This window comes from Bacteroidia bacterium, from assembly GCA_041391665.1.
GTDB lineage: Bacteria > Bacteroidota > Bacteroidia > J057 > J057 > JAGQVA01.
This window is the reverse complement of record JAWKNO010000002.1, coordinates 1,932,662-1,955,668: the sequence shown is the minus strand read 5'-3', so window position 1 is coordinate 1,955,668 and position 23,007 is coordinate 1,932,662. Positions and strand designations below refer to the sequence as shown.

The 23,007-nt window shown below is 46.0% G+C and carries 19 protein-coding genes; 4 read left to right on the top strand and 15 right to left on the bottom strand.

Annotation, left to right across the window (positions count from 1 at the left end; genetic code table 11):
• Positions 1-9: 9 nt before the first annotated feature.
• Positions 10-825 (bottom strand): SH3 domain-containing protein, encoded by an 816-nt coding sequence (locus R3D00_19470; protein ID MEZ4775373.1) that lies wholly within the window; start codon positions 823-825, stop codon positions 10-12.
• Between the two features lie 76 nt (positions 826-901).
• Here R3D00_19470 and R3D00_19465 point away from each other — a divergent pair, with 76 nt between their 5' ends.
• Positions 902-1,408: a ferritin gene (locus tag R3D00_19465; protein MEZ4775372.1), complete on the top strand. Its 507-nt coding sequence runs from the start codon at positions 902-904 to the stop codon at positions 1,406-1,408.
• A gap of 45 nt (positions 1,409-1,453) precedes the next feature.
• On the opposite strand, the gene R3D00_19460 is transcribed toward R3D00_19465, so the two are convergent.
• From R3D00_19460 to R3D00_19425, 8 genes are all read right to left on the bottom strand, one after another.
• Entirely contained in the window at positions 1,454-2,164 is a 711-nt protein-coding gene (locus tag R3D00_19460) for a hypothetical protein (protein MEZ4775371.1), read from the bottom strand.
• Positions 2,165-2,183: 19 nt separating this feature from the next.
• Positions 2,184-2,570 carry an RDD family protein gene (locus tag R3D00_19455; GenBank protein MEZ4775370.1) on the bottom strand — a complete coding sequence of 129 codons (387 nt, stop codon included), beginning with the start codon at positions 2,568-2,570 and terminating at the stop codon, positions 2,184-2,186.
• A 103-nt stretch (positions 2,571-2,673) separates the two neighbouring features.
• Entirely contained in the window at positions 2,674-3,417 is a 744-nt protein-coding gene (locus R3D00_19450; protein MEZ4775369.1) for a DUF1295 domain-containing protein, read from the bottom strand.
• Positions 3,414-4,388, bottom strand: a complete 975-nt coding sequence (locus tag R3D00_19445) for an NAD-dependent epimerase/dehydratase family protein (GenBank protein ID MEZ4775368.1) — start codon at positions 4,386-4,388, stop codon at positions 3,414-3,416. Before R3D00_19445 ends, R3D00_19450 begins: the two co-directional genes overlap by 4 nt.
• A gap of 52 nt (positions 4,389-4,440) precedes the next feature.
• Entirely contained in the window at positions 4,441-6,864 is a 2,424-nt protein-coding gene (locus tag R3D00_19440; protein ID MEZ4775367.1) for an FtsX-like permease family protein, read from the bottom strand.
• 121 nt (positions 6,865-6,985) lie between these two features.
• Positions 6,986-9,439, bottom strand: a complete 2,454-nt coding sequence (locus R3D00_19435) for an ABC transporter permease (GenBank protein MEZ4775366.1) — start codon at positions 9,437-9,439, stop codon at positions 6,986-6,988.
• A gap of 108 nt (positions 9,440-9,547) precedes the next feature.
• Complete coding sequence (locus tag R3D00_19430; protein ID MEZ4775365.1) at positions 9,548-10,240, bottom strand: ABC transporter ATP-binding protein; 693 nt, start codon at positions 10,238-10,240, stop codon at positions 9,548-9,550.
• Between the two features lie 10 nt (positions 10,241-10,250).
• Complete coding sequence (locus tag R3D00_19425) at positions 10,251-11,504, bottom strand: efflux RND transporter periplasmic adaptor subunit (GenBank protein MEZ4775364.1); 1,254 nt, start codon at positions 11,502-11,504, stop codon at positions 10,251-10,253.
• 261 nt (positions 11,505-11,765) lie between these two features.
• Here R3D00_19425 and R3D00_19420 point away from each other — a divergent pair, with 261 nt between their 5' ends.
• The gene (locus tag R3D00_19420; protein ID MEZ4775363.1) at positions 11,766-12,461 is read left to right on the top strand and encodes a methyltransferase domain-containing protein; all 696 of its coding nucleotides are present in this window, start codon (positions 11,766-11,768) and stop codon (positions 12,459-12,461) included.
• 3 nt (positions 12,462-12,464) lie between these two features.
• Here the strand turns inward: R3D00_19420 and R3D00_19415 are convergent, their stop codons facing one another.
• A complete protein-coding gene (locus tag R3D00_19415) occupies positions 12,465-13,934 on the bottom strand; it encodes a M28 family peptidase (protein MEZ4775362.1) in 1,470 nt (489 codons plus the stop codon).
• A gap of 169 nt (positions 13,935-14,103) precedes the next feature.
• Between R3D00_19415 and R3D00_19410 the strand changes: the two genes are divergently transcribed.
• Positions 14,104-17,544 carry a M12 family metallo-peptidase gene (locus R3D00_19410; GenBank protein MEZ4775361.1) on the top strand — a complete coding sequence of 1,147 codons (3,441 nt, stop codon included), beginning with the start codon at positions 14,104-14,106 and terminating at the stop codon, positions 17,542-17,544.
• An 18-nt stretch (positions 17,545-17,562) separates the two neighbouring features.
• On the opposite strand, the gene R3D00_19405 is transcribed toward R3D00_19410, so the two are convergent.
• The 4 genes from R3D00_19405 to R3D00_19390 form a co-directional block, all read right to left on the bottom strand.
• The gene (locus R3D00_19405) at positions 17,563-18,510 is read right to left on the bottom strand and encodes a ketoacyl-ACP synthase III (protein ID MEZ4775360.1); all 948 of its coding nucleotides are present in this window, start codon (positions 18,508-18,510) and stop codon (positions 17,563-17,565) included.
• Between the two features lie 90 nt (positions 18,511-18,600).
• Positions 18,601-20,016, bottom strand: coding sequence for an aminopeptidase P N-terminal domain-containing protein (locus R3D00_19400; GenBank protein MEZ4775359.1), 1,416 nt, complete (start codon positions 20,014-20,016; stop codon positions 18,601-18,603).
• A 10-nt stretch (positions 20,017-20,026) separates the two neighbouring features.
• Positions 20,027-21,052 carry a tetratricopeptide repeat protein gene (locus R3D00_19395; protein ID MEZ4775358.1) on the bottom strand — a complete coding sequence of 342 codons (1,026 nt, stop codon included), beginning with the start codon at positions 21,050-21,052 and terminating at the stop codon, positions 20,027-20,029.
• A gap of 94 nt (positions 21,053-21,146) precedes the next feature.
• Positions 21,147-21,497, bottom strand: a complete 351-nt coding sequence (locus R3D00_19390) for a T9SS type A sorting domain-containing protein (GenBank protein ID MEZ4775357.1) — start codon at positions 21,495-21,497, stop codon at positions 21,147-21,149.
• A 278-nt stretch (positions 21,498-21,775) separates the two neighbouring features.
• On the opposite strand from R3D00_19390, the gene R3D00_19385 reads away from it, so the two are divergent.
• A complete protein-coding gene (locus R3D00_19385; GenBank protein MEZ4775356.1) occupies positions 21,776-22,573 on the top strand; it encodes a metallophosphoesterase in 798 nt (265 codons plus the stop codon).
• Position 22,574: 1 nt separating this feature from the next.
• On the opposite strand, the gene folB is transcribed toward R3D00_19385, so the two are convergent.
• On the bottom strand, positions 22,575-22,949 hold the full coding sequence (gene folB, locus R3D00_19380; protein ID MEZ4775355.1) for a dihydroneopterin aldolase: 375 nt from the start codon (positions 22,947-22,949) through the stop codon (positions 22,575-22,577).
• Between the last annotated feature and the right edge of the window lie 58 nt (positions 22,950-23,007).

Sequence of the window (23,007 nt, the reverse complement as noted above, 5' to 3'; positions counted from 1 at the left end):
ATTGGTAGGTTACAAAGGTTTCCAGGAGTTTAATTGAAATTTGCCATTTTCTTCGGTTATATGGAAGGCAATTCGTTCTGACCCTTCCTGATGCTGAAAGTTGAACTGAAGTTCAAATCCTTTTTCTGACGTCAGTGGCATAAATTTTTCCAGTTGGGTACTCGTACCATCGGAGGAAAAAATCATAAATAACATATCCGAATCAAAACGATCCATGGAAGCCCAGTTGCCGTTTTGGGCTACAGTTTTGTCGCTGCAATAGATCGGATAAATTTCTTGTTCATTTCCCAAATATAAATAAGGGATAAACAGCGATTCGCAACCTGTCAGCCCTTCTTCATCGCTGGGGCCAATAGACAAATCTTTAGCCATACCCAGCCCCCAGGTTTGTCGCTGCATAGACACGGTTGTGTACCAGGGAGGACCGATATTTTCGGGATGGGTTTGAAAGATAAATTTGCCAAAAACAAAACTTCGGTTTCCTTTAAGGTCATCTACTTCATACCAGGGGTAGCCAAATTCGTCGCATGCATCTCCTGCGGTGATGCTGATCCGTTCGCCAATGGGCTGAATCATCTGTATCGGCGTACCGGACTGAAATGTACGTACAACCGAATCGTCAAGCGAGGGGAGTTCTCTTGCGCGTACATTTTTTCCGACAATGAAAGCATTAAACGAAGCGTTTTCGCCTGATCCCTCGGAGAGAATTTCCTGCACGAGGGTGTCTTCAGGGACAGATTGTGGGGGCTTAGCCTCTTTGGCAGGGGGATTGCCGCAGGAAAGAATAAGTAGGAAAAGCAAAGGGGTAAAGAGTCGGAAATCCATAGCGAAGCGGTTATATTTGTAAACAATCATTCCCGGAAGGAGTTTTTTACTTATATAAACTAAAAAATATATTGCCATGATAAGCAAAAAAATGGAAAAAATGATCAACGATCAGTATCACAAGGAGTTGTTGTCCGCTAATCAATATTTTGCCATGTGTTCTCATTTTCTCCAACGTGATCTGGATGGTTTTGCGCATTTTTTCCGGATACAGGCAGAGGAAGAAATGATGCATGCTGCCAAACAGTTTGATTATCTTCACGATGTAGATGGTAAAATTACCATAGGCCAAATTGCAGCACCGGAGACTGAGTTTACCTCGATTCTCGATGTATTTGAGAAAACGCTGGCTCATGAACAATACATTACCCGCTCCATACATGAGATTGTAAAGGCAGCCTTAGAAGAAGGCGATTATGCAACTCACCAGTTTTTTCAATGGTTTGTAGCAGAACAGGTTGAAGAAGAGTCCACTATGCGCACGATCATTGGAAAGTTAAAACTTATTGAAGATAACAAAAGTGCCATTTACCTGCTCAATGAAGAGATGCTGAAACGGCAGATTGGAAAAGGAGAAGTATAAAAAAAAGCCCCTGTTTAGGGGCTTTCTATTTTCTGAAGGTAACTACTAAAAAGCATCTTCATCTCTATAGTCGATTTCTTCGATTTCCTGACCGATTTCATCAATCCGGCTTTGCATAGGATCGACTTGTTCGCCAAAAATCGCTTCATAAGCGGCGTAAGTGATACAGGTTCCCAAAGGAATGGTGGCAAAAATACCTACGCCAAGGAGAAGGATTCCGGATACAACAATAAACCCTACCACAATGAAAAACCCGAAGAAAGCCCACCAGTTTTTGGTGATTACTTTCCGGCTGGTTTCCAGTGCCGGCCAAAATTCCAGCCCTGCAAAAGTGATGAGGGGAAGAACCAGGGCATAGGCAACCCCCAGGTAAATGCCTGGGATGATGAAGAACAAAACGCCCAGCATGGTGAGCATGCCTCCGATGAAATTGCCGAGGAATAACTGTCCCAGAAGGTTAAATGCGGAGAAAAAATCGTTGAAACTTCTGTCTTCGCCTTTCGCAATTTTATCGATATAGATATACATTCCGGCAGAGAGCACGGGAGATATAATCATCATACCGATAGAACCGACAAAAGGAATCAGACTGACGATAATAGAACCAAACATGAGCAAGAAATAAAAGCCAATGAGTGGCCATGGATCAGCGGTAAAGAGTTGCCAGCCACGATTGATATAATCGCCCATGCGAAACTCATATCCCTGATCGACGAGATGCTGATACCTTTCTGGTACGTCCTGAGATTGTGCCATTAGATAATTAAATTAAAATTTATTCTGCTACAATTACTTTGGTTTTAGCCCACTGGTCGCCCAGTCTTTTGCCGTCTTTGCCTGTAAGAAGGACCACCAACTCAACAATTGGGAAAAATGGGATCATCAATACAATATTTCTGATGATACCTGGCCCCCAATTACCGGATAGGCTTTGTCCGTCTTCTGTAACTGCCCGGAGCTTGAGTACTTTTTTACCAACACTCTGTCCATCGAGAAACGGAAGCGAATCACGGGTAAGTCCATACGCGATGACTATAAAAAAGCCAAGGATAGGTATAACAGCGACTACGCCCATGAGAATAGCATCAATGAGATAAGCCCCGATCCGCTGACCTGCGCTGGCAATTTGTTGAGTTCCTACAGTTGTTGTTTCGTTTTCCATAATGTTGTCGTGTTTGAAAAATCATTTAATTATTCGAAAAATTAAAGAAAAAAAGTTTTCAAATCAACCATTATGAAAAAAAAGAACTTCTGAGAGCATTGTATCAAAGCATATGGGGTATAATGGCTTTCCTGTTTTTGGGGTAGTCCGGGAAATGACTGAGGTACCATTTATGGTGGTCGAGTGCTCTGGGGATAAGATTAATTGCCGTCCATAAAGCAAAGGAAAACCCCGCCAGCGACCAGGTAAGTACCGCAAATCCCGTCCATTCGATGATTTCGCCCAAAAGATTGGGGCAGGAGACATAACGAAAAAAACCACCGTAGGGAATTTTATATCCCGTTTCCCCCGGTTTTCGCAAATGCAGCAGAATATTGTCTGAGTGCCAGTTGATCCCCATTCCGCCCAAAAACAAAATCATTCCTCCGATAAACCTTGGATCAGCCAGCCATTCTGTCCTGTAAGCCGCCGCATGGCTACCGAAATAGGTTCCGTTAATCGCGCCATTTGCCATGTTAAAAAAAATCGCAAAAACAACAATTAGCAGGGGCATTTCCTTTCCTTTTGTATGGGTTCTCAGTGGGAAAAGGATGGTGCGGTTGACATAATGCAAAATCCAGAGAGCCGGAAAAATCCATGAAACCGGCGTTTTGGGCGAATTTCCCAGGACAAACAGTGCAGGCATAATGACCAGCGCAGGCAATTCCATCACGATCCACCCTGCCCGGTTGGGAATCAGGGGGCCCCAGCTTTGAGAAGTATGCCGTCCGTAAGGCGCAGTAACCCGCAATAGGACCGGAAAAATTGCTATGCCAATGATAATCCAGGCAAAGGTGAAAATCGTCATATATGGTTTTTTAGCATCCAGTCCATTGCTGTTTTCAGGGTGTCTTCAATCGGCCCTGGGTTAAAGCTCAAATCTTCACGTGCTTTCTGGTTGGATATCAACAGGTTGCCTGTGCGTAAAGCCGCGAGTGATTCTTTGGTAAAAAGTGGCGGGCTGCCGGTAAGTGCGGTAAAAGCTTGTAAAAAGGGAAGTCCCGCCTGGGCAAAAATATGGGGTAAAACCACGCGTGGAGCGCGCCGGTTGTAAAGGTTGCACAAAATGTCTGCAATTTCTGCCAGCGAGCGCCACTGACCGGAAAGTAAGTATTGTTCGCCGCTTTTGCCTTTTTCCATGGCCTGAATGGCCGCTGCTGCTACATCCCGCGCATCGACCCAGTCAAATCCCCCCCGAAGCAGGGCCGGAACTTTATGGTGATAAATATCCCACAGCCCGCTACCCAAAAACGAAGGTTTGAAGTCGTAGGGGCCAATGACAGACGTGGGGTTTAAAATAATGACTTCCAGCCCGGATGCGACGGCTTTTCGCACGACTTCTTCTCCCGCGGCCTTCGACCGGTCGTAGGCAAATCCCTCTGGGCCTGTTTTGGTCCGGGACTCGTTGAGCGCTTCATCTATCGGTGATTGTTGAAAGGCGTGGATCGAACTAAAATGAACCAACCGGCGAACGCCCGCTTTCAGGCAGGCATTTACCACATGTTGTGGTCCTTCCACATTGGTGTGGAAAACCGATCCGTCTGGGTCTCCGGTGATAGAAATTTTTGCAGCTAAATGGAATACAACCTCCGCACCGGCTACGAGTCTGTCTATCGAAGCCGGGTCCATAATGTCTCCGCTAATCACCTCCACATCCAGCCCTTCGACTGCGCGGAGATCATTTCTGCCAAGTATTCGTGGGCTTATGCCCTTTTCCAGTAATTGCCGGGTAAGATTAGCCCCGATATGACCCGTTGCTCCTGTAATCGCTACTTTCAAGCTTTTTGGATTTTCCCGAATATAGGACTTATTACAGTATGTCCAAACATGATTATTCGTCCCGCAGTGCTTCTACCGGATTGGAAAGCGCCGTTTTAAAAGATTGGTAGCTGACAGTAATCCATGCAATGGCAAGCGCGATAACTCCTGCCATCAGAAACACTCCGGGATGAACATTTACCCGGTAAACAAAATCTTCCAGCCATTTATCCATCAATATCCAGGTCAGCGGTATGGAAATAACCAATGCCAGCAAAACCAGCAAGGTAATTTCTTTGGACAACAGTATAACCAGTTGCGAAACGGAGGCGCCGAGAACCTTGCGGATGCCGATTTCTTTGGTGCGTTGCTGAGCCAGGAAAGTTGCCAGGCCAAACAGTCCGATACTGGCGATAAGAATTGCAATAATAGAAAATGCGGCAAACAATTTTCCTGATGCTTGCTCGGACTGGTATAGCTGAGCTAGCTGGTCATCCAAAAAATGATAGCTGAAAGGAATATCCGGATTGATTTTCGTCCACTCTGCTTCAATACCGGCCAGTGTGGCTGGGACATTTTCAGGGCTGATTTTTACAGGGACAACTCCTCTGAAGCCTGTGGGGTTGTGGGTGGAGATAATGGCCAGGCCGGCGATTTCTTCGTGAAGCGATTGGAAGTGAAAATCTTTGACCACACCGACGATGGTCAATATTTGGGTAGCCTCCGGCGTATCTCCGGGGTTGATGACCTGTTTACCGATGGGATCGGTCATTCCCAGTGCATTGACCATGGTTTCGTTCAGAATAATGGAAAGCGTGTCATTAAATTCCTTTGAAAACCCTCTTCCTTTGATAATTTCGAGGTTCATCGTTTCGGGAAAATATTCATCCGCAAACATTCCCCTTCCGGTTATAATTTCAGCTGAGGGAGAAGCTTTGAGAAAATACCCAAAAAAGTTGCCACCGGGAAGGTCATGAGAAATGGCTGCGTGAAGCACCCCGGGTATTTTGCCTATTTCCTCCCTGAAATTTTCTGCTTTCTGTGGTTCCAGCGCATTTATCCGTTCGATTACCACCACAAAATCTTTATCAAACCCCAGGTTTTTGGTGCGCACAAATTGCATCTGCTGATAAATCACAGCCGTAGAGGCAATCAGCAGTGTGGATATGCCAAACTGAAAGACTACCAGTCCATTGCGAAGAAAGGTGCCTTTTCGGGTCGATTTAAATGCTCCTTTCAGCACGCTGACAGGTTCAAAGGAAGAGAGTACGAAAGCGGGATAACTCCCCGCCATCAGGCCGACGATCAACACGGTAAAAACCAATAAGACAGGAATCCACCACTGTGTTCCAGCATCCATATTGAGATGTTTGCCTGCGAGTTCGTTAAAACCCGGTAGCGCAAATTGTATGATTACCAATGACACAACCAGACTAATGGCGCTGATAATCACAGATTCTACCAGAAATTGCAGGATCAGCTGGCTGCGGTGAGATCCCAGCACCTTCCGGATGCCCACTTCTCTGGCTCTTTCAGAGGAGCGTGCTGTGGCCAGGTTCATAAAATTGATACATGCGATGATCAGAATAAAAAACGCAATGGAAATAAATAACCAGACATAAAGGCTATTGCCATTGGCTTTGAATTCTCCTTCCAGTTGAGAATGCAGATGGATATCCCATAGAGGCTGCAGAAAATAGCGGTAACCATTACCTGCGGCAACATATTCGGCATAGCTTTTTCCCAGGCGGCGCTGGATCTGACCGGAAGCATACTTTTCCACCAGACCGGGGAATTTTGCTTCCAGCCCGGCGGGGTCGGCGCCTTCTTTCAGCATAAAATAAGTAACCGTGGAAAAGGAAAGGTAATCTTTCTCCGCGATAAAAAACTGGAGATTCATGGCGGAAGCCAAAAGATCAAAATCGAAATGAGAATTTTCCGGAACATTGCCACAGATGCCTACAACTTCAAAATTTCCATTTTGGGTTTCAAGTATTTTCCCCAGCGCAGATTCTCCCTTAAAATACCGAAAGGCAGTTTCTTCTGTCAGAATAATGGTGTTGGGGCTGCTGAGCACTTTTTCCGGATCTCCTTCGAGTAAAGGAATGTCAAATACCTGGAAAAAATTTGAATCCGCAAACATCACAGCCGACTCTTCATAGGATTGTTCTCCGTAGCGGAAAGTCTGCGTCTGTCCAAACTGCCACAATCTGACGAGTGTTTCGATTTCGGGAAACTCATCTTTCGCTGCTTCTCCGATACCGCTGGGAATAATGGCATAAAAAGTCCGGCGGTCCGGATAAATCCTCTCCAATGCCATGCGGTAGATACGATCGCCTTTTTGGTGAAACCGGTCGTAGGAGAATTCGTCGCTGACATGCAACAAAATGAGGAGACAGCAGGAAATGCCAACCGAAAGCCCGGCAATATTAATCAGGCTATAGACTTTGTGTCTGGCCAGATTTCTGAAAGCGATTTTAATGGCGTTGGAAATCATAGGAAAAGGATTAAAAAATATTGATTCCGGGAACAAAGTATTCAGGTGGCTAGGGTTCTCCCGCTGGAAGAGGTTCTCCCGGTGGCAGAGGTTTTCGAAGCCACCGGGAGAACAAACTTAATTACTCATTTCTCAACGAATCGACCGGATTGGCGAGTGCGGCCTTCATACTTTGAGCACTCACGGAAATCACGGTTATCAAAAGCGTAATTCCGGCAGCAATCAGGGCAGCCCATGGCGCTACGGAAGCCAGGTCTATATGGTTGGCGTAGTCTCTGAGCCAAAGATGCATACCGTAAATAGCGATTGGCAGGGAAATCACAAATGATATGGCAATCAGCCAAAGGAAGTTTTTGGAAAGCAGGAGAACGATGTGTCTCATGTCTGCGCCCAGCACTTTTCTGATTCCTATTTCCCGGGTTCTTTGTTCTGCCATAAATGCTGCCAGTGCAAATAGTCCCAGACAGGCAACCAGTATAGCCAGCAGTGTGAATGCCGTCATAATGCTGCCCATTCGTTGCTCGGCCTGGTACATTTTGCTGAAACGGTCGTCGAGGAAAGAGTAGTTGAAAGGCTGGCCAGGGCCAAATTCTCGCCATATTTTTTCAACTCCGGTAAGGGTTTCCTGAACATTGTCGGTAGAGATTCTTGCCGAGATAAAAGCCGTACTGTTTCCGATCGTCATACAAAGTGCAGTTACATTCTGCCGGAGTGATTCGAAGTGAAAATCTTCTACTACGCCAATGACCGTATAGGTAGCGGCTACCGGCTGATTGAGTATTTCATTAAAATCGTCAAACACAGAAATCCGCTGACCGATAGGATTTTCAAAGCCAAAGTTTCGCACAGCGGTCTCGTTTAGAATCATGGCATTGGAATCTGTCGAAAATTCGGGGGAAAACGCTCTTCCATCAGCCATTTTCATATTCAGGGTAGGTATGTAGTCAAAATCTACCGTCCAACGCTGCATCAGCACCTGGTTGTCTTCCGTCTGTTGACCTTCCGGCCAGAAGACCGTATTGTTTCTATCTGTGTTTTCTACCGGCAGATAAGAAGAAATCGTAGCAGACTGAATATCCGGCCTTTTTAGCAACTCGTCCTTAAACGCCTGTATTTTATCACCCAGTGAATAGGTATCGTCGATTACCAGCACCTGCTCTTTATTGAAACCGAGTTTTTTGTTTTGGACAAAATTCATCTGCTGATAAATCAATACTGTTGAAATGATCAGGACAATCGAAGCGATAAACTGAATCACAACAAGTACACTTCGCAGTGAAGTGCTGCCGGAACCTGCGCTCAGTTTGCCTTTCAATACATTTACCGGCTGGAAAGCAGAAAGAAAAAAGGCGGGGTAAGCTCCTGAAAACGCTCCGACAGCCAGAATACCCAACAACAGGCTGATCAGCATCCAGGGAGAGGAGAGCGGTAATTCGAGCGCCTTTCCGGAAAGCTGATTAAAAGCTGGTAGAAAAGCTTCTGCCAGAATTGCCGCCAGGATAAATGATATAAATGTAATGAGCAGAGACTCCACGAGAAACTGTGAGATCAGATTACTTCTGTATGATCCCAGTACTTTTCTGACGCCTACTTCTTTGGCTCTGTTGGCTGACCTGGCCGTTGAGAGATTCATAAAATTGATGCTCGCAATAAGCAGGATTATAATCGCAATGGCCGAAAAAATCCAAACATAAACGATATCGCTGTTGGGCCCAAAATCTGCGTCAAGGTGTGATTTCAGGTGAATGTCAGTAAGTGGCTGAAGGAAATAACTGATGCGGTTGCCGCTTTTTTCAAAATCTGCCATTTCCACATTCATAAAAGCCTTTATCTGCGGGCCTACATATTTTACTGCCATATCGGGAAACTTTGCTTCCAGCAGCGCCGGGTCTGCCCCTTCTTTGAGCAAAATATAGGTCTGAAAATTATGACTTACCCAAATGGGCTGTTTGCTTTCGTCCAGGCCTTCCATCGCCAGGAGGTAGTTTTGGCGGAAATGTGAGTTCTGCGGCCAATCTTCGATAATCCCTACCACTTTGTAATCCCAGCGGTTGTCAAGCGTAAGGGTCTGGTTTAAGGCTCCACCATTAGGAAAAAATTTATCTGCCCTGGATTTTGTCAGGACGAGTGTATTGGGTTCTTTTAACGCAGTATGAGGGTCTCCTTCAATAAAGTTTACAGTGAAAATGTCGAAGATTTCCGGGTCAGAAAAAACAAGCCCATCTTCTTTAACATTTTCTGCGCCTGATTCTTTGTGTTTGATCAGGTAGCTGCCTCTGGTGCGGAAACGCATGGCATTTTCTACTTCGGGGAAATCGTTGACCATGGTTTTTGCCATGGGGGCAGAAACTACAGCCACTTCTCCATCCATTTCTCCGATAGTGAGATGGGCGCCGATGCGATAGATTCTGTCAGCTTTTTCGTGAAATTTATCATAGCTGAGTTCATCCCTCACAAATAATACAATCAACAGACAGCAGGCAATACCTACTGCCAGCCCCAAAATATTAATTGCCGCATAAAACTTCTGCTTGAGCAGATTGCGGAAAGCGGTTTTCAGGTAATTTTTCCACATAGACCAGTTGATTTCAGGATGTATGGATTTTTTTCAGGCAATACAAAACCAGGGCAAAAAAATCTGCCTCAAAGTATGATTACTCAATTCAGGGTCAGGGAGATGGACCTAGATCTGCTGTCTGTTGCTTACAGTATTTTCTGAAACGATTTTTCCGTCAAGGAGGCGCACGATTTTATGGCCAAACTCTGCATTGCGGGCGGAGTGCGTAACCATCACTACCGTAGTTCCCTGCTCATTGAGTTGGGTGAGCATTTTCATGACATCATCTCCATTGGAGGAGTCGAGGTTACCCGTTGGCTCATCCGCAAGGATCAGTTTGGGCTCATTCACGATGGCTCTGGCCACAGCAACCCGCTGTTGTTGACCACCGGAAAGTTGCTGCGGAAAATGGTTGCGGCGGTGCATCATATTCATATGCTCCAGTACATTTTCTACCCGTTTTTTTCGGTCCGCAGATTTCATCCGGGTGTAGATCAGTGGCAACTCCACATTCTCAAACACCGTCAGCTCGTCGATCAGGTTAAAACTCTGAAACACAAACCCCAGATTTTCTTTCCGGAGATTGGCGCGTTGTTTTTCTGAATAGCGGGCAACGTCTTCGTCGAGGAAAAAATACTGACCGCTGGACGGGCTGTCAATAAGACCCAGAATGTTCATCAACGTTGATTTTCCACAGCCCGAAGGGCCCATGATGGAAAGAAAGTCTCCCTGATTTACGGTTAAGGATACTTCATTGAGCGCAGTGGTCTCAATTTCTTCTGTCCGGTAGAGTTTTACGAGGTTTTGTGTACGGATCATATAACAGGCATTATTCGTTCAAGATAAGTTCGTCGGCGTTGTTGAATACATCATAATTGGAAGTGATGACTTTTTCGCCAGGCTCCAGTCCTTCCAGTATTTCGTAGTTACGGTCACTCTGCCGCCCAATTCTGATAGATCTTTTATAGGCGGTTTTCCCATCTTCACTCAACACATATATATAGTTTCCTCCGCTGGTCTGATAAAAACCTCCGCGTGGGATCAGAATTGCCTCTGACTCATCACTCAACGCCAGTCGAATCTGGAGATTTTGACCAACTTTAATTCCTTCTGGCTCGTCTTCGATGAAGTTCATGTCAACTTCAAATGAACCATTGGTAACCGTTGTATAGATCTTTCGGATAACCAGCATATGGTTGCTGCCGGCAAATGGGAACGAACCTTTCAGATCTTCCTCGATGCGGGATACATAGTGTTCGTCAATGTTTGCTCTTACTTTATATCCATCGAGAATATCGATCTGCCCCAGGTTATCTCCCTGCCTTACGGTCTCCCCGATATCCACCCGAATGGCCGAAAGCTGACCCGAAACAGGTGCTTTGATGATCAGGTTGTCCAGGTTTCTTTTGATGGCGATCAGGTTTTGGTCAACCAAATCCAGCGAGTTTTCCACCTGTCCGATTTGCTGACTGGTAAGCACCGAATCCCGGTTAATTCTTACCAGCATGAGCTTTCTTCTGCCTATCTGGTATTCGTATTCAAACTTGGTGGTCTCATATACCTGACGGGAGATAACACTATCTTTAAATAATTGCTCATTCCGCCTGTGTTGTTCCCCTAAATCCCGAATGCGATAATCAATTTGGATCAGTTCATCTTTGAGATTCAGCCCGGTATTTTCCATCGTAATCCGCGTATTTCTCAACTGGTCGGCCTGTTCCAGCAGGTTGGTCGTGAGATTCATATAGTTGAGCTCCAGTCCGGGGTTGGTAAGCTTCAAAATAATGTCGCCCTTATCAACAATTTCCCCTCCTTCCAGATAAACCTCTTTTACCTGCCCGCCTTCTACCGCATCGACTTTTACGGTATTCAGCGGCAATACCTTCCCGGTAATGGGGATCGTTTCCTGGAAAATTCCTTTTTCAACCGTGCCGATAGTCAGGCGTTCTTTTTGCACTTTCAGTCGGGATCCGCTGGTGGAGGTTACCAGCCAGCCAATTAAAAGAACCCCCAGCAGCGGCGCTACAAAATATAGTCCGATCTTCTCCGGTGTCCACTTTCTTTTTTTTATTATTCGATCCATACCAGGTGATTGTACAAATGCTTCTGTAAAAAGTAATCGGTAAGATTATACCAACAATCAAATCAACAAATATGCCATTGGGTATAATATTTTGATTGTCAGTGTTTTGTGTTATATTTATTGGCCATTTTTTCTGAAAATTGTTTCACATCGGTACATACCGGAAATACAAAAGTGTACCATAACGAAACACTGCGAAAAACAGGCTGGCAGATAATTGAAGAATGAATATATTGCATTATTGTTTACAATAGACAAATTATGCCTGAAAGTGAAATTGAGCAGCTGCGTCAGATATTGTCTCAAAAATATGCCTTTTCTTTTTTCGATCTGGAACTTCAGGGCGAAAAATTTGAATTAGCTACCGTCACCAACATTGACGAATTGTATGACGAGTTAATTGCCAAAGGGCCGGCGCATGAAGATTTTATTGACGAACGAATTCCCTATTGGGCTGATCTCTGGCATTCAGGTATCGGGCTGGCTGATTATCTGCTTCGATCGGGGATTTGCCGGGGAAAGACGGTACTGGAAATTGGCTGTGGGCTGGGTTTGCCTGGCATAGCCGCAGCCCGTTCCGGCGGCCAGGTCATCCTTACCGACTATCTGCCTGATGCGCTTGAAGTGACAAGATTGGTTTGGAAAATGAACATTCCGACAGAACCCAACCTCCGGTTGCTGGATTGGCGTTATCCCGATTCTGCGATGGCTTCAGATATTCTTCTGGCTTCAGATGTCGTGTATGAAGAGCGAAATATTGAACCGTTGCTTCAGGCTTTTGATACATTACTTAACCCGGGCGGGACCATCATTTTTAGCGATCCCGGAAGACCCCTAAGCAGAGACTTTATCAAATCGCTGGTTCAAAAGGGGTATTCGATGAAGGAAACCCAATTGCAAGTACCATTTCGCGATGTGCTGACAAAGGTTTATGTTTTTGAGTTATGTCAGAACTAATGGTCAGTCTGGCGGCGTTTTGTCTATGATCAGACGGTTTTCCCTGTTGGCAATTTCCCAGGCAGTATAAAAAATCAGTTGAGCTACGGCTTCTATTCGCTCAAATTTTATTCTGTCAATGGTATCAGTTGGTTTGTGATAATCTTCATGGTCGGCACTGGTGTAAAAAATGACGGGAATTCCATACTTCGCAAAGTTGTACTGATCAGATCGGTAGTAAAACATCTCCGGGTGGGAGGGCGAATTGAAGCTATAATCAAGCGAAAGTTGCACATACTTGCGGTTGGCATTTTCATGGATTTCGTGCAATTCGCTGGAAAGCCAGTCAGAGCCGACGATTGTGACAAAACGGGGATCCTCCGTATGATTTTGATCGAGATGCCCGACCATATCCATGTTGAGGTCTACGATTGTTTGATCGAGTGGGAAGAGCGGGTGTTGGGTATAATATTCAGAGCCGAACATCCCTTTTTCTTCGGCGGTAAGGGAGATAAACAGCACACTCCGGCGCGGCCGGATGCCCTGCTTTGCCGCTTCGGCAAAGGCTTCTGCGATTTCCAGTAAAGCCACGGTCCCGGATCCATTGTCATCAGCGCCGTAATAGATTTTTTGCCCGCGAACCCCGATATGATCATAGTGTGCGGAAATCACAATTACTTCTGATTTTTTGTCGGTTCCTTCTACCATTCCGATCACATTTTCAGTAGAAACGGGTTTTTCGACAGCTTCAATTTTATAAGTGATTTCGGTGGAAATGCCTGGCGAGAGTTTTTTTAGTTGCGATTCAGTCGTATTCAGCAGTTTGGCCGCAGATTCCGGCGATATGATAAACGTAGCGAATGAACCTTCTGGAGTGGAAAGTCGCATTCTTGGCCGGCTCATATAATAGGCCAGGTATTTCATTTGCTGGTTATATTGTGCTGCATTTTTGGCATTGACTACCAAAAATGCCACTGCCCCCTTTTCCTGCGCATATTGCTTTTTATCCAGTGCTTCTTCAGAAGGATCTATCAAAAGTACTGCTTTTCCACTCACATCCAGTTGTTCATAATCTTCCGGATTACCCTCGCCCACATATACGATTTTTGTTTTGAGTTCTTTCCCCTGCGTATTTCCCCCCATGCAGAGCATTTCTTTGGTATGGGTAAGCTGAAAACCTTTTCCTGAAATATAGGCGCTGGTAATCAAGGCACTGGTCAGGTGAATATCCTGATAATAGCTATTTTCACCGGAAACAGGAACAGCCGGCAAAAGTCCGATGTCCTGAAACTGGCGGGCAATATAGGCAGCAGCTTTTTTTACCCCGGGCGTTCCCACTTCCCTGCCCTCCATTTCAGCAGAGGCAATGACTTCCATATAGGTCCGCAATTCTTCGCGGGTGATCGTTTTTCCAAAAGGAGCCGGATCGGGGATCTGAGTATATGCAGGCAATAAACATACCCACCAGAGATAAAGTACAGCAAAGTTTCTCATGAGGTAAAAGTAAAAACATTTCGGCATACGAAGGATATGCCAATGAAGATAAAGTTTGGTTGCAGGGTTTGTTTATTTGCGAAAATTTAGATTTGGTGAAATATCGAACTTGGAAATAGTCATTTTTCTTCTACTTTAGCCTCCGGAGATATCCATTAGACCTATGTATTTGGCTCATTCTTTACGCTGTTACCTGCTTGTAATCCTTTTCTTTGCTTTTTTCGCTCTTTCATTCGCTCAATCTGAATCTACCCGCCATTTTTGGTCTGAATCCACAAATGCCGGGAGCCTGAGTCTCGCCGATGCTGACATTCGTCCGCTGGCTTTTCGCCTGGTTTCGCTCGATGCTGCCTCGCTTGGTGGTTATCTTGCCCAGGTTTCCAGGACTGTCCCCGCCGTGATTTCGGTTCCTCTTCCTGACGGGACATTTGTCGACTTTCTGCTTTATGAAAGCCCTGTGATGGAGCCCGGACTGGCTGCTGATTTTCCTGAAATCAGAACCTTTACCGGCCAATCGCTTGCCGGGAATCTTTCCATGAAAGCGGATATGACACCGGCCGGATTTCACGCAATGATCTCCGGAAGTGGTGCTGTTCTTTTTATTGATCCGGTGTCCCGGGTTAATAATACGGAGTACCTGGTGTATAGGAAGTCAGACCTGCTGCCTGACCCCTCGCGGGTGTTTGAAGAAATAGACCCGATTTTACCCCCTTCGGTGGAAATCGCTCCCGGACAACCGGCGTCGGGTAGTTCGCTGGAATTTCCCGCAAATCCGGCCATCGAATCTGACGGTAACCGCCGCACGTATCGCCTGGCTGTTGCTGCGACGGGAGAATATACGGCTTTTCATGGCGGTACGGTGTCAGGTGCGCTTGCGGCCATCACCACGACGATCAACCGGGTCAACGCTATCTACGAACGCGATCTTTCCATCCGCCTCGTATTGGTCAACAACAATGACCAGGTCATTTTTACGAGCACCACCGGAGACCCTTTTACGAATAATAACTCTGCTTTGCTGGTCAATCAAAGTCAGTCTACCCTGGATGCACTGATCGGTACGGCCAATTACGATCTTGGGCATACATTCAGTACCGGACCGGGCGGTCTGGCTGCTTTGGGCGTGGCTTGTTTTACCGGTTATAAAGGTCAGGGCGTAACGGGTTCTACCAGTCCGGTTGGCGATCCCTTTGCCGTGGATTTGGTGGCACACGAGCTCGCACATCAGTTGGGCGCGCACCATACCTTCAATGGAAGTACCGGCAGCTGCGCAGGAAATCGTTTTGCCGCTACGGCGTTTGAGCCAGGAAGCGGAACAACCATTATGAGTTATGCCGGAATTTGCTCCGGACAAAATATTCAGATACACAGTGATGACTACTTTCATGCCGTCAGTACAGGCGAAATTTTTGCCTATACGGTTTCCGGCCTGGGAAATACTTGTCCGGTAAAAACCCCGGTTGGCAACAATCCGCCAACGGCAAATGCTGGGACCGACTATGTGATTCCGGTCTCAACCCCTTTTGAACTTACCGGAACCGGAACGGATCCTGATGGTGATCCGCTGACCTATACCTGGGAGCAGTACGATCTGGGTGCGCAGGGGCCTCCCGACGATCCCAATGTACCCGACGGGCCTATTTTCCGGTCAGTCCCACCTGTGACCAGGAGTACACGTACATTTCCACAACTTTCAGATATACTCAACCAGACCACCACTTCGGGGGAAATTTTACCGGGCATTGGAAGGACGCTAAACTTTCTATTTACCGTAAGGGACAATCACCCGGGTGGTGGCCGGGTTGCCGTAGATACAGCAAAGGTCGAGGTAGCTGCTCAGGCAGGGCCGTTTCGCGTTACGGGTCCCAACGCCCCCGGTTTGACCTGGCCGGGAGGTGCTCCGCTGACTGTCACATGGGATGTCGCAGGGACGACAGCGGCGCCAGTAAACTGTGCAAAGGTAGATATTCTGCTCTCAGTGGATGGAGGACTTACTTTCCCTTATCTGGTAGGCAGCCAGTTGGCCAATTCCGGCAACGCTTTTGTGGTGGTTCCCAATATAGATGCTACTGCGGCACGGATCAAGGTAAAAGCCTCCGGGAATATCTTCTTTGATATATCTGACGTAAATTTTACGATACAAAAAGTAACGAGGCCGGTTGTACGCTTTGACAATACAGACTACACAGTATCTGAAAAAGACGCTGTAGGTGCGGGCTGCGAACGATATATTGATCTTTCTATTCCCGTATCCTTGTCGCTGGCTCCTCAGGAAAACGTAATTGTCAATATTTCCCGGCTGCCAACTTCTACCGGAACATTAGGCGAAGATTATGCCTTTCCCAATGGCACACAGCTGACGTTCCCCGCCGGGGATGGGGCCACTCGCCAGTTACTCGTACGGGTTGCTGACGATGCAATTCATGAACTGGAGGAACTATTATCCCTGGAACTTACCGTCGCAGATACGTTGCGGGCGGAAGTGGGAAAGGTAAACAAAACGAATGTCCATATTGCCGACGATGACCAGGCGATGACGGCAAATCTGGCTATTTCTACCGCTATCGGGACTTCCCGCAGTTTTCCTTTTGGCGCAAATGCTGTTGTCCATCTGTTTGACGAAACAACCGGAAATCTGATGCTTTCACTCGAAAATCAAGGGGCGGAAGATTGGGGATGTGTTTGGGTGGAAATGGATCGTGCAGGTACAGGCGCTTCGCCATTTTGGCGAAAAGATCCTTCCCATCAGTTTGAGCTCATGGACAAGACCTTTTTTGTCTATGCAGAAAACCAGCCTGCCGCTGGCAGTTACCGGGTTACCTTGTATTATACCGGTGCAGAAGTAGATGGCTGGAAAACCTTTACGGGCAATGACTGGTCAGATCTGGAGGTTGTATTAAGCCCGGGCGCCATTTCCCGTATTACCCCCGATCAACCGGAGCCTGACGGGAAGGTTTCCATTGTAAGGGCTGCACAGATCGGGAGATTGGGTAGTAACTATCAGGTGTCGGCAGTTTTTCATTCCTTTACAGGAGGATTGGGCGTAGGGAAGACCGGTGTTGAAGGGTTTGGATTGGACTGGCTGTCGCTGAATGGAAAATACGAAGATGCTGTGGGGGTTAATCTCGAATGGGCGACAAGCCAGGAGCAGAATATGGCATATTTTGTCGTCGAAAGATTGGAAAAAGGCCAGGGCTTTGTATCGGTTTCGGAGGAAATTTCTGCGGCAGGATTTAGTATTGCCCAGCAGTATTATTCCTTTATTGATTCATTGCCGACCGAACCCTATGCAGATTACCGGATAAGGGCTGTTTTTACCAATGACAGCGTAGCCTACTCAGAATTGTTGCGCGTCGAGACAGCATATCCTTTGGTTACGGCGTATCCCAACCCGTTTACTGATGTATTGAAAGTGTTTGTGGAGGGAGAGGGCCCGGCAATATTGATGATCACATCAGCGACAAGTGGGATATTGTACCGGCAGGACTGGGATATTTCGGAAAATAGCCTGGTGGAATTGCCTTTAGAGAATTTGCCATCAGGTATATATTTCTATACCGTGGTAAATCGGGGAAGATCTGCCGGAGGAATGATTATCAAAAATGAGTAAACGACTGGCATTTCCGCTTTAGCAAGCTTCGAGGAGCATGGCTCCGTAAGAATATCCGCCACCAAAAACAGATACCACGATCACGTCGCCGGTTTTGTAATCGCTTTGCCTTTCAGAAAGTCCGATTGCACAGCCGGCGCAACCTGTATTGCCGAGGTACTGGATATTAGAAACGATTTTCTCTTCCGGCAGTTTGAGTTGTTCGGCTACATTTCGGGAAATGCGCATGTTGGCCTGGTGGGGAATGAAGTAGGTGAGTTCGTCAATAGAATACCCGTTTTTCTTCAAAATCTCATCCGTAGTCTGGGCCATGTACTGGCAGGCGTTGATAAATACGTCGCGTCCGTGCGGCATGATGATTCCTCCGTCAAAGGGACGAAGTACGACCCCTTCTATACCTTTGCCTACAAGGGCTGCGCCTTTGGTTGAGATTTCCCGGATGTAGAGATCTTTATCGGACTGTTGTTCACGGGAAATAAATACGGCTGCGGCACCATCGCCCCACAGGTGGCCGGCCATGGTGTCCTCTTCATTGGCATACGCCGTATTATGCTCAGAGACGACAACCAATGCTTTGGTGGCTTTGCCGGTTGCAAAATATCCCTCTACAATTTCAATAGCATTGAGAAAGGAGGAACAAGCGGCAGAGATGGTAACAGCCGGAATATGATTTACCCCCAGTTCAAATTGAACGGCATGAGCCAGGGTTCCTACTGTGTCATAGGGGGAATAGGTAGCGCCCACCACCAGATCGACTTCATCTTTAGGATAGGGAAGGGATGCAATGGCATTTCTCAAAGCCCTGATAGCCATTGTATTCGTGTTCTCACCGGTGGCCGCTTTCCTTCTTTCCTTAATGCCGGTACGGGCTTCTATCCATTCATCTGTTAACCCGTTGACATTGAGGAAGTAAGCGTTCGGAACTATTTTTTCCGGAAGGTAATGTGCCAAAGCATTAATATACATACTCGCTGAATTTCCAAAAAATATCTTCTCAAAATCAGCGGGCAAACTTAGTAAAAATGCAGCGAAAAAAAAGGTATTTTCAATTATTTGCTAGTCTTTAACATCTTCGAGTGCCGGTAGTACAAAATTGTCGAGGGGGCTGGGCTCTGCCATGACGGCCTCGATTTCTTCAGATTTGCGCGGTGCGTATGCCGAAAGATTTTCATAACCGGTTTCTGTGATCAGGATGTCGTCTTCAATTCGCACCCCGATTCCCCACCATTTTTCATCACAGGGGCTTCCTTTTGGAATGTAGATGCCTGGTTCTACGGTGATCACCATATTGGCTTTAAGTGGCCCTCTTCCACCGCTATCGTGTACATCCAGCCCAAGAAAATGCGAAGTCCCGTGGGGGAAATAGGTATGGAAGGCACCTTTATTGGTAATCCCCAGCCTGCTCAGGCCTTCATCTATAACTTTTTTAGCGGCGATATGCGGTGCGCTAAAAGCATTTCCCGGTTGGCATGCAGCAAAGGCTGCTTCCTGCGCTTGATACACCAGGTCGTAAATGGCTTTTTGTTCGGGCGAAAATTTTCCATTGGCAGGGATGGTTCGGGTAACATCTGCGGTATACCCGTGATATTCTGCGCCAAGATCCATCAGGACAAGATCGTCGTTTAACTGCGGTCGGATATTTTCAATATAATGAAGAATACACCCATTGTCTCCTGCACCGACGATAGATGGGTACCCTTCATATTCCGAGCCGTATTTTTTATATACATATTCGTGGATACCCTGAATTTCTGTTTCTGACATTTCCGGGTGCATGGCTTTCATCACTTCTTTTTGCCCGATGGCGGAAATTTGAATGGCCTTGCGCATAAGGCCCAACTCTTCAGGTGTTTTAATTTCGCGCAGGCTTTGCATCATGTTCCTCAACGAGTTGTCTGACTGTTTGGAAACATCAGGTGCTTTTTCGCGGAATATTCTTACCAGATCATACAAATCTGCGGGATCGCCCGTATTTCGTATATCGTCTTTAAAAGGAAAATAAAATACTTTGTCAAACTTTGAAAAATCGATGGGATATTGTTCAAATGCAGTATTGAGTTGTACACAAGGAATGCCCAGGGCGGATTTTGCGTTTTCGTCTCCCAGACGTCTGCCCGTCCACATTTCTGCAGTTTTGTTTCGGGGTTGCACAAATAGTACTTCCTGACAGTCGGATACCGGCTGATCTTCAGAAAAAATGAGCAAAAGGGCATGCGGCTCTTTGAAGCCCGTGAGATAATAAAAATCAGGATTTTGATGGTAGACAAAATCTACGTCATTGGCGCGGTTGCGAACCGGCGCGGCAAAAAATACTGCTACTGAATGCGGCGGCATCAGCGCCCTTAAGGCTTGTCTCCGCCCCTGGTGAAATTCTTTCGAAAGGAAATCGTTGGGAATTTCTTCCTGACTGTATATTCTGCCTGAAGAAAAAATCAGGCAAGACACTAAAAATGCCAGTTGTAGCTTTTTCATACTTGGGGGGTTATAAGTCCAGAATCCGACAGCGGTTTAATTCCTTGTCAAGTTCTTCTGAGTATATGCCTTTATCACGGGCCAATTGAAATTCTTCGCAGGCCTCAGTTCTGCGGGAGCGTTCTTTAAAGGTAAGTCCCCGGTAATAATATGCCTGTGCATAATCAGGGCTAATTAAAATCGCCGCAGTAAAGTCAGCTTCGGCAGCAATCATTTCATCTTCCATATAATTCACTTTTCCCTGAAGAAACCATGCCTCCGAATCTTTCTGTTTGGTGATATTAAGCGCGGCCTGGATATCTTTTCGCGCATCTTCAAATGCTTCCATTTCGATATGGGCTTTGGCACTTTCCTTCAAATAATGAATATTGAGGCTGTCGAGCATAATCAGCGCAGCATATTGAAATACGGCGCTGTAATATTCTTTCTGTTGCATATAAATCTCCGCCCGAAGCTCCATCGCAGGGATATTCTGAAAGTTATCCTCAAGAATAATCTGAAGGTGAGTGAGTGCACGGGTATAATCCAGTTCTGCTACTGCTTCGCGTGCCATACGGAAGTGGGTATCGTAAGAAAGTGAATCGAAATCTGCCTCTTTTCCATACACCGCGCTATACATAGCCGCGAGGGGATATTGATAGACAAAAATATTATCTTCTGATCCTTTGACCCCAAATATTTCAATGTTCAGGGTATCGTAATCTTCGGAGCTGTGCAGACCGGACACGATAACTTCCGCGAGTTTGTCAGCAACAAATTTGCATCTGGATTCTGGTTTGTTGGCAAGAAAGGCGGGCCGGTTGATTTCCAGTTTTAAATGCCCGTCCAGTTCTCCATTTTCATCATAGGTTTCTTCAAACGTCGCCTGAAATGCCTTAAGAACATTCAGATATTTCCCCAATTTTTCCCTGCCATTTTCCTGAAAATACACATTATAGGAGATATCCGGATTGTCTTTATCCGATTCATAAGGATTCTCGCATCCCCAGAAAGAAAGAATGGACAAGTATATCGTACAGGATACTAAGATTCTCATTGCAGACAAACGATGATTTTTATACAATTTACACAAAAAATAAAAAAGGGGAACCAATTATGATTCCCCTTTTAGTTAGGTTGCCTAAGGCGTCTCAATCAATTTTTATCATTTTCTGGAAAAATGCTTCGCCCTCCGTGTACAAACGTACCAGGTAAAGGCCCTGGCTAAGTTCTGTGCCCGTTTCATATCGGATGAGACCATCGTGATGGTGTTTGTAGATGGTTGCGGGAATTTTTGCGCCGCCAAGCGAAAAAACCTCCAGTTTAAGATCTGCATCCTCTGATTCGATCGAAAAATTGTCTGTAAATGGGTTGGGGAAAAGCGAATGTTTAATACTTGAACTAACAGTTAAAGATGCGTAGGCCTCAGGTGCGGAATGTGCAAAGGTTACGAGTTGAAAAACAGGTAGCAGGAGCAAAGTAAAGAATAAGCCATACTTCATTTTCAAGGTGTAAGGGGTGGTAAGTTTCTTTCGTTCAGGTATTTATCTATATTCAAAATTTGTGCTAAAAAGGCCCTTTTTTTTCAATAGGTAAGGATTTGAGGGGATTTGCAATAAAAACAACGGACTTTCCAATCATTCGCCCGGATAAATCAATCTGAAGGGCTTGCAGATGGAAAATAGTATGTTAGATATCAGCGGTAAATTGGGGATGAATCACGGCTTAAGGGAATATTTTCCTAATTTGCAGTGTTTATTTCATAGAAACCTCGGATAAAATGAACAAATTCTCTTTTCTTCTTATCGGTCTGTTTTTGATTTGCGGATGGATTCCGGCTGCATTTTCTCAATATAAATTGCCGGATGAGGCGTTTTCTTTTGCCATTACCGGTGATCATACTGAGGGTGCGTCCGGGCGGTTTGACCAAATCATTGCAGGTGTCAGTCTGATTGGCCCAGCATTTATGATTCAGAATGGCAATATGATTGCCGGAAAAACTACGGATACAGAATTATTGCGGCAGCAATGGCAGGCTTTCCGGCAGCAGATTCGCCCTTTGGATGGGATTCAGTTTTTTCCGGTTCCGGGTACCCGGGATGTTTCGGGAAAAGACGGAAATATAAAGGTGCAGAAAATCTATCAGGAGCAATGGGGGAGTTTGTATTACTCTTTCGATTATAAAAACGCCCATTTTATCGTTTTACACTCCAATGACTCTACAGAAGCCAATATTGCAGCACTTCAGACCAACTGGCTGACCCATGATCTGATCAAAAACCAGGAGAAAGACCATATATTCGTTTTTGTCCACCACCCTGCGACAAAGCTCAGAAATGCAACGGAGATGCATCGTCTCTTTGCCGAATATGGTGTATCGGCGGTGTTTTGTGGCCATGCACCCGGGTACGAGTACAGCGAGAAAGACGGGATCGCTTATGTGATGACCAACGGAAGTGGAAAGTCAGGTTTCACTGACAATGATTTTTTTCTGTTGGTATCAGTTCGCGACCAATCCTTCCGGATTGCCCTGATTGCTTCCAATGGGGTAGTGGCACCTTTTCCTCCGAAGGAGTAGATTACCGGGGGAATCTTTCCACGGAAACAGCCGAAAATGAGGCCTGTGGCACAGCCGCCGGTTTTTTGATTTTTACTTTACAACGGGTCACCTGCGGCCATCGGGCAAAAACCAACTGGCAAATTTCCTCTGCCGCTGTTTCTATTAACTGATACTTTTTGGTAATAAGAAGCGCATCAGCAGCTTCAGCCAGTACGCTATAATCTACGGTATCTCCTACAAATTCGGAGTTGGCCGCCGGGGCAAAATCCTGATCGACTTCTATATCGAGAAATAAAGCCTGCTTAAAATCCCGCTCTTTGGGGTGAATACCTACTATACAGAGAACTTTAAGATCCTGAAGAAATATCGTTCCGGTCATAAATTGATTTTGCATGCAAGATAATGATTTCAACATTCTCATTACCTTTACTCTATCATTTGGAACTAAAATA

What these genes read in the sequence shown, in the direction of transcription:
- R3D00_19470 (MEZ4775373.1), bottom strand. Translation starts at nt 825, where the DNA reads ATGGATTTCCGACTCTTTACCCCTTTGCTTTTCCTACTTATTCTTTCC.
- R3D00_19465 (MEZ4775372.1), top strand. Translation starts at nt 902, where the DNA reads ATGATAAGCAAAAAAATGGAAAAAATGATCAACGATCAGTATCACAAG.
- R3D00_19460 (MEZ4775371.1), bottom strand. Translation starts at nt 2,164, where the DNA reads ATGGCACAATCTCAGGACGTACCAGAAAGGTATCAGCATCTCGTCGAT.
- R3D00_19455 (MEZ4775370.1), bottom strand. Translation starts at nt 2,570, where the DNA reads ATGGAAAACGAAACAACAACTGTAGGAACTCAACAAATTGCCAGCGCA.
- R3D00_19450 (MEZ4775369.1), bottom strand. Translation starts at nt 3,417, where the DNA reads ATGACGATTTTCACCTTTGCCTGGATTATCATTGGCATAGCAATTTTT.
- R3D00_19440 (MEZ4775367.1), bottom strand. Translation starts at nt 6,864, where the DNA reads ATGATTTCCAACGCCATTAAAATCGCTTTCAGAAATCTGGCCAGACAC.
- R3D00_19435 (MEZ4775366.1), bottom strand. Translation starts at nt 9,439, where the DNA reads ATGTGGAAAAATTACCTGAAAACCGCTTTCCGCAATCTGCTCAAGCAG.
- R3D00_19430 (MEZ4775365.1), bottom strand. Translation starts at nt 10,240, where the DNA reads ATGATCCGTACACAAAACCTCGTAAAACTCTACCGGACAGAAGAAATT.
- R3D00_19425 (MEZ4775364.1), bottom strand. Translation starts at nt 11,504, where the DNA reads ATGGATCGAATAATAAAAAAAAGAAAGTGGACACCGGAGAAGATCGGA.
- R3D00_19420 (MEZ4775363.1), top strand. Translation starts at nt 11,766, where the DNA reads ATGCCTGAAAGTGAAATTGAGCAGCTGCGTCAGATATTGTCTCAAAAA.
- R3D00_19415 (MEZ4775362.1), bottom strand. Translation starts at nt 13,934, where the DNA reads ATGAGAAACTTTGCTGTACTTTATCTCTGGTGGGTATGTTTATTGCCT.
- R3D00_19405 (MEZ4775360.1), bottom strand. Translation starts at nt 18,510, where the DNA reads ATGTATATTAATGCTTTGGCACATTACCTTCCGGAAAAAATAGTTCCG.
- R3D00_19400 (MEZ4775359.1), bottom strand. Translation starts at nt 20,016, where the DNA reads ATGAAAAAGCTACAACTGGCATTTTTAGTGTCTTGCCTGATTTTTTCT.
- R3D00_19395 (MEZ4775358.1), bottom strand. Translation starts at nt 21,052, where the DNA reads ATGAGAATCTTAGTATCCTGTACGATATACTTGTCCATTCTTTCTTTC.
- R3D00_19390 (MEZ4775357.1), bottom strand. Translation starts at nt 21,497, where the DNA reads ATGAAGTATGGCTTATTCTTTACTTTGCTCCTGCTACCTGTTTTTCAA.
- R3D00_19385 (MEZ4775356.1), top strand. Translation starts at nt 21,776, where the DNA reads ATGAACAAATTCTCTTTTCTTCTTATCGGTCTGTTTTTGATTTGCGGA.
- folB (MEZ4775355.1), bottom strand. Translation starts at nt 22,949, where the DNA reads ATGCAAAATCAATTTATGACCGGAACGATATTTCTTCAGGATCTTAAA.